Here is a 13,645-nt window from a genome sequence, read left to right as displayed (position 1 = left end):
TTTTTAAAATAAGCAATAAAAAGAGCATCCTAGGATGCTCTTTGATCTAAATCAAGTAGAATATGTTTTACCAACTAAAGCCAACACCCACACCACCAGATTTTTCTTCCTCGGTCATAGCACCGCCTAAACTGATGCTGGTATTGTCATTAATCATACGTTGGTAACCCACAGCAACTGCTTTTTCATCCCCTTGAAAGCCTGCACCCACCCCCACTCGATTACGCCCTTTAAGACCTGAAGTACTATTTGCCATGTTCATCATTGCTGCTGTCATCGCCCCCTGACGATCAAAACGTTTATCAACCTCATGGAAACGACGATCTGTTTCTAAACGATGGTCTGAGAATGCATGCTCTAAACGATTAAATTGAGTATCTGTATATTCTTTCGAAGATTTTAAAGTTTCTGCCTCAGCTGCTTGCATTTGTCTTAAGTTCACAGCATCGGTTGCTTCGGTTGCATCTGCCACATGAATGATTTGTCGTTCAGCATCTTTTGCTCCAACAGATACTGTATTATCTCGATCTGATGCTGAATTATTACCTAGAACCACGGCATTTTTGGCTTCAGTGTTGATATTATTTCCTAATACAAAAGTACCATCACCTTTAATTGCATTGTCATTACCAACAGCATAACTATTATTGCCTGACACCTTGTTTGGATCACCAAAAGCACCTGAACGCTCACCAGCCACAATATTCCCTTTGCCCACAGCAGTAGATTGATGACCTGTGACTGTAGAACCTTGCCCAATGGAAGTAGATTGATTGCCTGAAGCCACTGCACTATCACCAATTGCAACAGAACCTGAACCAGTAGCTTGTGCAGGAGTTAAATTATTTTGATCTGCATTTACAGTAACCAAAGGATTACTCTGACTATTGAGCCACTGTTGTTCCGTTCCTTTGTACCCATTTTTTACTGCAACATCATAAGCACTAAGACCTTGATCACCTTTATCGCCTTTCGCACCATCTTTGCCATTTAAACCATCAAGACCATTGGCTCCGTCTTTACCGTTTAGACCATCTTTGCCCGACGCACCTGTTAAGCCTTGATCTCCCTTATCGCCTTTCGCACCATCTTTGCCATTTAAACCATCAAGACCATTAGCTCCGTCTTTACCGTTTACACCATCTTTGCCCGACACACCTGTTAAGCCTTGATCTCCCTTATCGCCCTTCGCGCCATCTTTGCCATTCAAGCCATCAACACCATTGGCACCTGTATCGCCTTTCGCACCTTGCAGTGAACTAAGCCACTGTGTTTCTGTTCCTGTAAATCCGTTATTTTTTGCAATATCATACGCACTTAAACCATTTGCACCTGCCACTCCGCCTGTAGTTTCAACTTTAGATAATCGGGTATCTAAATTTGTCAGCTTCGTATCTACAGCAGTCAATGCGCTTCCTACATCTCTGTAATTTCGATTTTGAATCGTAAAGCTTGGTGCAACAAAGTTGCCATTATTAAATGCGGCTCCTCCTCCTAATGATGAAACGAATGCATTTTCATTACGTTGCACTTGGTTCTGTGTCGCTGCAACATTACCACTCAGATTAAAAAGATCTGCTTGAGCTTGCCCTACATCACCCTGTAAATTGGTGATATTGTTTTCTGCCGTGCCGACACGACCATCTAAGGTGGTCAAATTCGTTTGAGTCGTACCTAAGTTAGTTTGCAAGGTATCAATGTCTGTTTCTGTTTGTGTTACACGCGTATCTAGACCTGTAATCGCTGTGCTATTCGTTGTAATGTCTGACTGCACTTGTACCACATCCCCCTTTAAATTGGTGATATTGCTTTCTGCCGTGCCAACACGACCATCTAGGGTAGTCAAATTCGTTTGAGTCGTACCTAAGTTAGTTTGCAAGGTACCAATATCTGTTTCTGTTTGTGTTACTCGAGTATCTAAGGCCGTTACATTGCTATTGGCGGCATTTAACTGACGGCCTGTCACCGCATCGGTTGAAGTAATATCTAAAGTCGCATCTTGTAAGTTAGTCAGTTTGGTTCCGTTGGTACCTTGTAGACGCACAATATCTTTGTTGACTGTGTCATAAACAACGGCATTCGCTGAAATTCCAACTAAACCATTTTGTAAAGCAGTAATATCATTTGTATTGGTCGTAACTCGCCCATCCAACGCATTCACTGTACTTTGGTCAGCTTTCACCTTTAATTGTCCAAAGTTCACAGCATCATCATCATTAACGCCTGCTTTAAGATTACTAATGCTCGTGCCTGCTGTACCTGCTAAAGTAATGTGTTCTTTGTTTGAGCCTGTATCATACAATACAGCATCTGCGGTTTTCTGATCTGTATAGCCTTTAGCAGTGCTTAATGTCGATGTAGTTTCTTGATCTGTATAGCCTTTGGCAGTGCTTAATGTTGACGCAACTTCTTGATCGGTATAGCCTTTGGCAGTGCTTAATGTCGATGCAACTTCTTGATCGGTATAACCTTTGGCAGTGCTTAATGTCGATGCAACTTCTTGATCTGTATAGCCTTTGGCAGTGGTTAAAGTGGATGCAGTTTCTTGATCGGTATAACCTTTGGCAGTGCTTAATGTCGATGCAGTTTCTTGATCTGTATAGCCTTTGGCAGTGGTTAAAGTCGATGCAACTTCTTGATCTGTATAGCCTTTTGCAGTGCTTAATGTCGATGCAACTTCTTGATCTGTATAGCCTTTGGCAGTGCTTAATGTTGACGCAACTTCTTGATCGGTATAGCCTTTGGCAGTGCTTAATGTTGTGGTTAAACCTGTATTCAAATCCGTAGTGGATGCTTTGCTTGCCAAACCTGTATTTGCATCATTTACTTGATTATTTAATGCTGTGAAATCAGTTTGATTAACTTTTAAAGCCAAACCAGCATTTAAATCCTTGGTTGATGCTTTAGTGGCAACTGCATCATTGGTGGCATTTAACTGTTTACCTGTTACCGCATCTGTTGAGTTTGCATCTAATGTGGCATCTTGTAGATTGGTAATTTTGGTGCCTGCAGTTCCACCTGTAAGGGTAATTTTCGCTTTGTTTGAACCTGCATCATACAATACAGCATCAGCACTCGGTGCAATCGAACTCAATGCATTATCCACATAGCGTTTATTGGCTGCATCTGTTGCATTTACCGCATCTGCCACATTAGTAATGCGTTTTTCTACACCTACTTTTCCTACAGAAACTGTGTTTTCTTCATCCGCAACTGAATTATAACCAATTGCTGTCGCATTTTTAGCAGTTGCGATGCTTGCAACACCAAATACACTGCTATTCTCAGCTGCCGCAATGTTTTGGCTACCCACTGCATTACTTGCTTTACCTAATGCGATATTACCGCCTGTTTTTAGGCTATTAATCACACTGGCTTGATTTTCTGTACTTAATGTAACGCCATTGATGGATGTCAATTTAGAAGGATTAGATTTTAGATCATTCCAATTTGTTGCTGTTGTAACAACTGCCACACCATCAATACGATCTACAGTACCTGAAGAGGTAGTCGTTGCAGGTGTTCTAGCACCTAACTCACTTGACAATGGCGCTGGTAAAGTGACCATTAAATGAGAACTACTACCAATGGCTGATGAACCCTGACCTACAGCTGTATTGTTAGAACCCATCGCACTACTTAAATTACCTGTACTACTATTACCCGCACCAATCGCACTCGCATCTTTACTCGTACTCGATGTTCGGTTATTTGAACCAATGGCATTGCTACCTTTGCCATCTGCAAAGTTTCTTAGACCTAAAGCAGAATTGCTTTCACCCAAAGCACTATTACCAAAACCAACTGCACTACTTTGTTTACCAACAATAGTGTTTTGGCTACCGATTGCACTATTTGCATTGCCAATCACCGTATTTGCGCCTTGTTGTAATCCTTGTAAAAATGCTTGTTTTTCGGCTAATGTTAAGGTTGTATTGCCATTCACAGATGTCAGTTTACTTGGGTCATTGATTAAATCTGCCCAGCTACTTGCGGTGGTTGCTACCGTAATGCCTGCAATTTCAGTGATATTTGTAGCTAAACCATAAGGTTTTAATACAATTTCATTCATATCACTCATCGTTGATGACATTGGACCATTGTTAGAAACCAATCGGCCCGCTACAGAAGATGCACCACCGATTGCAGATGAACCTTCTCCACTGACATAGTTATGCGCACCCATTGCACTACTTTGCTGACCCACAGAAGTATTCGCATAGCCTACAGCACTACTGTTTTTAGCAGATGCAAGGTTTTGTACACCAACAGCGGTGCTTGATGTCCCAACTGCAATGTTACCGCCCTGTTTTGCTGCGGCAATAAAATTTGCAACACGCGTTGGATCTGTAACAGGAACACCATTGGCAGTAAAGCCTGTAATATCATCAATGGATGTCCCTGCACCTGTCGTGGTGACAGTTACACCATCAATGGCAGTAATTTTACCTGTGCTGTCTTTTTGCACTGTATGCGCTGTACCACTATAAGCACCTAAAGCATTATCACTGACATCATGGGCATAGTTCTTGGTAATACCTGTACCACCTGTAACGCTAGTCAATGCTTGGTTTAGGGTATTTAAATTCACCGCATCAGTGCCTTTAGTAGCATTTGCCACATTGGTAATGCGTTTTTCTGCACCACTACGCCCAACTGATACTGTATTGGCTTCATCTGCTAATGAGTCAAACCCTAATGCTGTGGCATTTTGTGCGGTTGCCTGACTACCCACCCCAAATACACTACTACGATCAGCTGTTGCACTCACGCCTGCGCCAATAGCAACGGCACTGACACCTGTTGCTGCTGCGGTTTCTGAGTTCGTCAAATTTCTATTATCAATACTCTGATTTGCATTTTGGTCATACCATCCACCAAAGGCAAGCGCACCTGTTTTATTGGCAACTGCACCTGTACCAAAAGCACTACTTACTGTACCAGATGCTGTATTTTTTAAACCCACTGCTGTTGCGCCAGCTCCGGTTGCAGTATTAACTCTACCAATTGCAATTGCTGCACCATAGGAGTAGCCATCAGAAAAAAATGGACTATAACCAGCTTGGTTTATTGGTTGATCTAAACTTGCATCCGCTGTATTCATATTACCTATTGCAACACTTCCTACACTTAGAGCATTATTCTCCCACCCCACCGCACTGCTCCAATCCCCTGAGGCTTGACTTCTCACCCCAACAGCTAATGAACCAATACCTGTCGCCATTTCACCATTAACATTAGAACCTGTGCTTGTATTAGTAGAGTTCACACCAAAGTATTTGGTTTTACTGTCTTTAAGCTGTTTAACATTTACCGCATCGGTATCTGCTACACCTGCTGTTAAGTTAGAAATGGTTGTACCATTAACACCTCGCAACGTAATCACATCGGTGTTGCTGCTGTCATAACCAATTTTTGTTGCCAAACCTGCGGTTAAATCGGCTTGTGATGCTTTAGTAGCTAGGCCTGTTGCAGTATCGGTCACAATATCATTTAATGCGGTTAAATCGGCTGCTGATGCTTTAGTGGCTAAGCCTGTTGCTGTGTCATTAATCGCTGCATCTAAACTTGCAATATCTGTTTTTGCTGCATTTAACTGTTTACCAGTGACAGCATCTGTTGAGTTTGCATCTAAAGTTGCATCTTGTAGATTGGTAATTTTGGTGCCTGCTGTTCCACCTGCAAGGGTAATTGTCGCTTTATTTGAACCTGTGTCATACAACACACTGTCCGCATTTGCTCCCCCTGTTGGAATGGCTGAAATTAACCCTTGTACTTGTGATAAGTTCACAGCATCTTTGGCTTGCGTACCGTCCGCCACATTGCTAATGGTTGTACCTGCTGTACCACCTAGGGTAATTTTGTCTACATTGCCTGCATCATAACCAATTCTTGTTGCTAAACCTGCGGTTAAATCGGCTGCTGATGCTTTAGTTGCCAAGCCTGTTGCGGTATCAGTCACGATGTCTGTTAAATCAGCCAAATTGGTATTGGTTGTATTTAGCTGTTTACCTGTTACCGCATCCATTGATGCGGTATCTAAAGTTGCATCTTGTAGATTAGTCAGCTTTGTACCTGCTGTACCACCTAGCGTTACAGTGTCTTTTGTGGCTGCATCATACAAAACTGCAAGCCCTGCACCACCACCTGCAATAAGACTTTGTACCTGTGATAAGTTCACAGCATCTTTAGCTTGTGTACCATCGGCGACGTTGGTAATTTGTTTTTCTGCACCTGCTTTACCTACCGATATACTATTGACTCGGTCAGTTTCTGAACCATTACCCAATGCTGTAGCACCTTCATGGCTTGCAATGCTGTTACTACCAAATGCGCTGCTATTTAATGCCGTAGCTTGGTTGTTAAACCCGACGGCATTACTCATATGTCCCGATGCAGTATTTTGTACACCCATGGCACTACTTTGTGTACCTGAAGCAATATTGCCTACGCCTAATGCATTCGACAACATGCCATAAGCATCATTAAAACGAGGGGGTTGGTTATGTAGCAAATCTATAAAAATTTGTTTTTCTTCTAAACTCAAACTTTGACCGTTAATTGTATCGATATCCGTAGCAGTCAAGGTTTGAGCAACATTCTGCGCATTAGGATCGGTGATATCATTCTGCGTAATAACATCAATACCATCTATTGTGATTCTTTTTGCATTATTTGAATCGAGTTCAACCCGCATTTTAGGTATATTCGTAATGCTATTCCCCACCGCATTTGAAAGAATGCCTGCGGACGTATTGCCAAAACCCATTGCAGTACTTACAAAGCCTGTAGACTGATTTCCAAAACCTATTGCAGTACTTGCAAAACCTGTAGATGTATTCTGAGTACCAACCGAATTTGCAAACATTCCTGAAGCAGTATTGTTCACACCGACCGCATTGGCCATCAATTCTGAAGCAATATTATTCATACCGACTGCATTGGTTTGTATTCCTATAGCCAAGTTCCCTCCTTTCTTGGCTGCATTTTTAAAGGCAGCAAGTTCTGTCGGGTCTGTAACGGTTAAATAACCTCCACTCATAGGATTTTTTATTTTATATGAAATAATATCATCTATATTTAGACCGTTTGCAGTAACGTCTATTCCTGCAACTTTGGTTAATGTTGTTCCATCATTTTCAGTCAAATGTTGGTTGCCTGTAGCTACGCCTAATGCATTACTACCAGAATTACTTAATACATAGTTATCATTTACAACCGTACTCCCTGTTGGAATGGCGGCAATTAAAGTTTGTACTTGTCCTAAATTCACAGCGTCAGTGTTGGCTGTACCCGCTTTCACATGGGTAATTTGTTTTTCTGCACCTGCTTTACCAACAGATACACTATTTGCACGGTCTGTTTCGGCCTGATAACCAATCGCTGTGGCATTGGCATGATTGGCAACGCTTTGATACCCAATTGCTGTACTAAAATTTGCTTGCGCCTTATTTTCAGCACCAATTGCTGTACTCGATTGTCCAATAGCCTCATTTTTATAACCCACTGCTGTGGTGTCCCAATGGGAGGCCTTATTCTCTACACCTATGGCAGTACTTCCAGCCCCAGAGGCAATATTTTGATAACCTAAAGCAACATCATGATACGATTCAGCTTTATTCTCTAATCCCACAGCAATGCTTTCTGTTCCTGCGACAATATTATTAAGCCCAAGTGCAGTGCTTGATGTACCTGCAGCAATATTCCCCACTTGCCAACTTTGCGCTAAAGCGATCACATTGCGCTTATCATCATCAGATAATAAATTTCCTGATAAACCATTAAATTCTGAAATTTGATTAATATCATTTAAATCATCAATATCAGTGACTGTTGAGGTAATTTGAATCCCAAAAAGAGAACTTAATGTACCCCCTGTACCGTTATATTCTGGATCAGCACTTAAAGTAAATTGTCCAGAGCCACCTAAAGCAACAGAAAAATCGCCTAAAGCCGCATTCCATGAACCTACCGCATTGGCTTGTGAGCCTGTAATATTGTTTCTGCCTAATCCTGTACCTGTATTACCTACCGTATTATTACGGCCTACCGCAATACCAGAATTTTGTACTGAATTATTGCGTCCAACACCTAATGCACTGTCTCCAACAATATTATTTGTTCCCATCGCATCGGAATCTGATTCCACAGTATTTTTTAGTCCAAACGCCGTGCTAGTCGATGACATAAAACCATTCACGGTATTCAGTGTACCCACACCAATGGATAAATTTCCCGAAACATGATTACTTGTTCCAATAGCATTGGCACCAATACCATTGGCAATATTTTTACCACCATTTTTAATCAGTGCTAAAAATGCATCCTTATCAAAAGACCAAATTAGACCACTTGTTTGGTCAAATTCATACAAAGTATTTGCATTTAATTCTGCCAATGTTGTAGCTGAAGTATTCACTCGAATACCATCTATGGCAATAATATATCCATTTACATCCTTCGTTAATTTGGAGGTATCAATCCCCGCACCTATTGCATTAGACAATGTATTTGAAGCCTGATTATTATTCCCTATTGCATTAGAATTACCACCTGAAGCTAAATTCGATGACCCCATACTGCTACTATTAACGCCACTTGCCCAATTGTTATTGCCAACCGCAGTGCTATTTTTCCCAAGTGCTAAATTTCCACCTTGCGTCATTTTTAATAATAAATTTTGAGCTTCAATCGGTGTAATGGCTTTACCATCAATATGGGTTAAATTGGCAGGATTAGCCAAAATATCAGCCCAAGTTAAATTTACGTTATTACTGGCTAAAGTAATGGCCAAACCATTGATATGTGTTATCGCATTTAAGGTATAACTCTTTGAAAGTACAGGTGTTGTAGAAGTCACAAAAGGGCTTGCACCCATTGCAGTACTACCTGTATTAAAAGTTGTATTATTGATACCACAAGTAAAATTCGTAGGATCTAGGGATGGACTTGACGGTGGTACAGACGATAAGCATTCCACAGCCCAACTGCTATTTAATCCGAGTAACAACATGGTGGTTGCCAATAAAGTACGACTTAAAGGCACCGCTAACCCTACAGATGTATGAACACTGTTGAGTTGTGTAATTTTTTCAGAAACACCGCCTTCTGTATGCTGTTTTTTTCCTGAATTTTTGGCATTTTCAGACACAACAACCATACGTCCTAAAGACTTATTCCAAATTTTTTTAAAAATGTGATTCATGACTTAAACTTCCATTTATGTAGTAATTGTTATTATTTCAGTACATATTTGTTATTTTTTATATCCCTGAGATCAGGTATTCTGACTAACATTATTTAAAATAAATAAAAATTAATATTTCCCAATAATAACAATATTATCTTTAAACTTTATTGAATTACGCCAAAAAACCATCAAATACCCAATTTCAGGGATATGCAAAGCATAAGAATAAAGGCACAGTATAGAAAATAAATTATTAGAGAGTTGTGATGATTAATAATGAGTTAAGTTTACCTGTTCCTGTCATTATTGTTGAAGATGAACCACTTATCCAAGTTCGCCTCAAAGAAATATTACTCAACATTGGCTATATGCCTGAAAATTTGTTTTTTGCAACCAATTTAAAACAAGCCCATTCCTTATTACAAAGGCATTCTGTTTCATTTGCACTCATCGATCTCGGTTTACCTGATGGCAATGGCATAGATTTTATTAAAACTTTAAAAAAATATGATCCGAGTATTTTAGTGCTCGTTGTGTCAGCATGGAGTACAGAAGATGCGATTCTCATGGCGATCAGTGCAGGTGCAACAGGCTATGTGTTAAAAGAACGAGATAACCTTGAAGTTATGCTCTCTATCCGCAGTGTACTTCGTGGCGGTGCTCCGATTGATCCTTTTATTGCACAAAAAATCTTACAAAAATTGCATTTAGATGAATCATCAAGCCAAGTCATGTCAATTGAATCAACTAAAAAACAAGAAAATACCGAAGTTTTATCCAAACGTGAACAAGAGATTTTAATTTTAGTTTCACAAGGTTTAAGCAATAAAGAAATTGCGGAACAGCTCAATCTTTCTCGTTATACCATAGAGTCACATGTCAAACATATTTATAGAAAATTATCGGTATCGACGCGTATTATGGCTGTAGATGTTGGACGAAATTTAGGAATTTTAGATTGATTTTACGTCTAATTTTAAGCTTTGCTTTATATTTTATTTTTCACCTCACTTATGCACAGCCTTTGGTAGAAACACCCACAACATTAAATAACTGTGATTTTAAAATCATCAGCACACAAGTGGTTAAAGTCGCCAATAACTCAGAGCAGATTCCTCAAACAGGATGGGAAAATGTAGCTTTGCCACACAATTGGGATCTAGCATGGAAAGACTACTCAGGTACAGCATGGTATAAAATTCTTTGGCAACGTCATTGCCACTCAAAAGTTGCTCAAGCACAGCCTGCTGCTTTTGTTGTCGATCGGATTAACATGGCAGGAGCTGTCTATAGTAATCATGAACTCCTTTGGCATGATCAATCTATGGTTGAGCCTTTATCACGTAGTTGGAATATTCCTCGCATGTGGGTCTTACCCGCTTCCACCCTGAACCCAGATACAAATGAAATTTTGATTAAAGTCATTGGGGTACAAACTCAAGCGTCAGGTTTAAATACAATTGCGTTTAACTCAGTCGATTATATTACTCAGTTGCACCAACAATATATTCTTGAAAGACGTAGCACTTATTTTATTAATCTAATTATTACTTTGGTTTTAGGCTTAACAGGTTTGTTTATATGGTTATTCCGTCGTAAGGAAGATGCTTTTGGTTGGTTTGCTTTAACATCGCTATTTTGGATTTTATTTATTAGCAATATTTTAATGACCAAACCATTGCCATTTACAGATACATTGCTGACATCTCGTCTAAATATAATATTTCTATTGGGCTATGTAAGCTGTTTATGTTTATTTTCATGGCGCTTTGCCAAACAGCGCTATCAAAGAACAGAATATATCTTGTTTGGTATCAGTATATGCCTCGCTATTTTATTATTAGTTGTACCGCTACAATATTTAAAAAATACCCTTCTATTTTGTTTTATTTATAGTGCTTTAGTATTTTTTAGCAACTGCCTATACTTTCAATGGCTGGCGTATAAAAATCGTAGTGCCGAAATATTTATGTTAGCAGCAGTTTTTATTATTTTTATAGTGATTTGCCTACATGACGTTGTAATCTATCAAGCTAATATTCATGCGTTTTTGTGGTTACCATTTGCAGCACCTGTGACCAGTTTGGCGATCTCCTGTATTTTAGCATGGCGCATTGCACAAAATATTAACCAAGTGGAGCTATTTAATAAAAAATTGAGTAAGACAGTTGAAACAATTACCTTAGATTTAGAACAATCATTAAGTAAAAAATATCAACTTGAAGCCAATAATATGCGACTCCAAGAACGTTTAAACCTTGCGCATGAATTGCATGATGGTTTAGGTGGCTCAATTTCCCGTTCAATGATTTTGCTCGATTTAAATGACAATATCGACAAAGCACAAATGATGTCGATACTTAAACTATTACGTAATGATTTACGTCAAGTTATAGACTCAGGTTCTAGCTTTGGCTCTAAAGTTCCTGACAATCCTGTACTTTGGGCAGCTCCCGTACGCCATCGTTTTGTACAAATTTTTGAAGAAATGGATATACATTCAACATGGCAAATGCCAACTGCATGGAAAAACACACCAAGTATGATTCAATCTCTTACTTTGGCACGTGTCGCTGAAGAAGCTCTCAATAACATTGTCAAACACAGTCAAGCCACAGAAGTGAAAGTGACCTTATATGAAAATGAACAAGCATGTTTAATTTTAGAAATTCAAGATAATGGCGTTGGCTTTGATGCGGCTTCGGTACAGCAAGGTTTTCATGTCGGTTTACACAGTATGCAAGTGCGTGTGCAGCGCTTAGGCGGTGATTTTGAAATGTTATCAACAGTAGGAGAAACCATCATTCGTACATCCATTCAACTGTAAAACCAACTCAACCTGTGTATACACCAAAAGATAAGAGAGGATGTCATCCTCTCTTTGGGCATCTATATGAGATTTTTTAAATTGATGATTGTTTGCGTCTATCAAGCGGTGCAATCATCACTATACTCGCCAAGACAAATATCGCCGCCAAAAACACAAGCGCTTTTTTATGTTCAGTTTCAGGTTTTTGTGGTGTGCTTGGTGAGTTAAAATCTAAATCAACAATGATCGGCTCATGATCTGAGCAACGGAATGCATCAGCTGTATAAAAATCTGCTTTGTGAGATTCAGTTTTATATTCTTCATTATAATCCAATGCTGTAGGTTCATTAGCATTGATATACCATGCACATTTTGGATTTGATTCCCCTACTCGCAAAGTATTTTTCGCATTGAAGCATCAGGCATAGTGCTTTATTTGGGTTACGATAACCATCATCCAAAATAATTTTAGACAATACATTATATTGGCTGAACATCAATTGTGCATGTGCTGAAAAGAAACAACCTAATAGACTCAGGCTCAGCGCAAAATATTGTAGTTTTAATATTTTCATCGTTTTGACTTTTTGTTCAATCAATTTTATTCAGTTGCTAAGCAATATCATTTTAATAAATGCCATATCATATACAGCTTCGCGCTAAATCTCAGTATTTCCCCTACATAAATGACAAAAAAGTTTGACTTGATAATTAGAGGTCTTAAAATACGCCTTTTGAATTTTTGGTAATCCCCAAGCTTATGTCGAACGATCAAATTGAAGCGCAAGTTGTAGAGTTAGACAATTTGCATGAGCACCGCGAAATTGTGACGTTTATGCGCCGTTCTGCGCCATTAAATACCTCACAACGATCTGCGCTTGAACAACATCGTGATCTAATTTTGGAATACCCTGTTGGCGATTTACGTCAGCATTTTCCACATCCTGAACGTCCTTTAACGGTAGAAATCGGTTTTGGCATGGGGCGTTCTTTGGTACTGATGGCAAAAGCAAATCCTGAACGCAACTTTGTTGGCATAGAGGTGCATGTTCCAGGTATTGCACAATGTGTCTATGAAGCAGGTGTGGCCGAAGTGAAAAACTTACGTGTTTTAGATGCCGATGCCATCCAAGTATTACGTGAAATGCCAGATAATAGCATCAACACTGTACAATTATATTTCCCTGATCCTTGGCAAAAGAAACGCCATTTTAAACGTCGTTTTGTTTCTCATGATCGTATGCCATTGGTTGAAGAAAAATTGGAAATTGGCGGTACATTCCATGCTGCAACAGATTGGGAACCGTATGCTGAATGGATGCTTGACGTTTTAGACAATCGTCCACGTTTAGAAAACTTAGCAGGTAAAGGCAACAGCTACCCACGTCCTGACTGGCGTCCACAAACCAAATTTGAACGTCGTGGCATCGAAGCTGGTCACAAAATTAATGATTTTATTTTTAAGAAAATAAGTTAATAGTTTACTGTTATTCAGTAGGTTCTAGTAAGTTACAATAACAATATAAAATACGCTATTTATTATATATTTAGCGTATTTTTTTATTTCTTTATTATTCAGCTATATTCAATAAATTCAGTTAGTGCTATGCTTTTTTAGTTGCAGATAAGTTGCAACTTAACTTAAC

Annotated in this window: 5 protein-coding genes; 3 read left to right on the top strand and 2 right to left on the bottom strand. The window is 39.4% G+C overall.

Annotated features, from left to right (window positions below):
* Positions 1-67: 67 nt before the first annotated feature.
* Positions 68-9,205 (bottom strand): ESPR-type extended signal peptide-containing protein, encoded by a 9,138-nt coding sequence (locus tag HX129_RS01985; RefSeq protein ID WP_286435966.1) that lies wholly within the window; start codon positions 9,203-9,205, stop codon positions 68-70.
* 251 nt (positions 9,206-9,456) lie between these two features.
* Here HX129_RS01985 and HX129_RS01980 point away from each other — a divergent pair, with 251 nt between their 5' ends.
* Both HX129_RS01980 and HX129_RS01975 read left to right on the top strand, forming a co-directional pair.
* Entirely contained in the window at positions 9,457-10,152 is a 696-nt protein-coding gene (locus tag HX129_RS01980) for a response regulator (protein ID WP_130072676.1), read from the top strand.
* The gene (locus HX129_RS01975) at positions 10,149-12,017 is read left to right on the top strand and encodes a sensor histidine kinase (protein WP_286433330.1); all 1,869 of its coding nucleotides are present in this window, start codon (positions 10,149-10,151) and stop codon (positions 12,015-12,017) included. The genes HX129_RS01980 and HX129_RS01975 overlap by 4 nt, the downstream gene beginning before the upstream one ends.
* Before the next feature lie 76 nt (positions 12,018-12,093).
* Here HX129_RS01975 and HX129_RS01970 read toward each other — a convergent pair whose 3' ends face one another.
* The gene (locus tag HX129_RS01970) at positions 12,094-12,396 is read right to left on the bottom strand and encodes a hypothetical protein (RefSeq protein WP_286433459.1); all 303 of its coding nucleotides are present in this window, start codon (positions 12,394-12,396) and stop codon (positions 12,094-12,096) included.
* A 363-nt stretch (positions 12,397-12,759) separates the two neighbouring features.
* On the opposite strand from HX129_RS01970, the gene trmB reads away from it, so the two are divergent.
* Positions 12,760-13,476 carry a tRNA (guanosine(46)-N7)-methyltransferase TrmB gene (gene trmB / locus HX129_RS01965; protein ID WP_174492924.1) on the top strand — a complete coding sequence of 239 codons (717 nt, stop codon included), beginning with the start codon at positions 12,760-12,762 and terminating at the stop codon, positions 13,474-13,476.
* Positions 13,477-13,645 lie beyond the last annotated feature (169 nt).

The organism is Acinetobacter sp. 251-1 (assembly GCF_030329305.1).
GTDB lineage: Bacteria > Pseudomonadota > Gammaproteobacteria > Pseudomonadales > Moraxellaceae > Acinetobacter > Acinetobacter piscicola_A.
The sequence above is the reverse complement of the archived record's forward strand: the minus strand, read 5'-3'. Positions and strand labels throughout refer to the sequence as shown.

Coding starts and splice junctions, on each gene's coding strand:
- trmB (WP_174492924.1), top strand. CDS start 12,760: ATGTCGAACGATCAAATTGAAGCGCAAGTTGTAGAGTTAGACAATTTG.
- HX129_RS01985 (WP_286435966.1), bottom strand. CDS start 9,205: ATGAATCACATTTTTAAAAAAATTTGGAATAAGTCTTTAGGACGTATG.
- HX129_RS01980 (WP_130072676.1), top strand. CDS start 9,457: ATGATTAATAATGAGTTAAGTTTACCTGTTCCTGTCATTATTGTTGAA.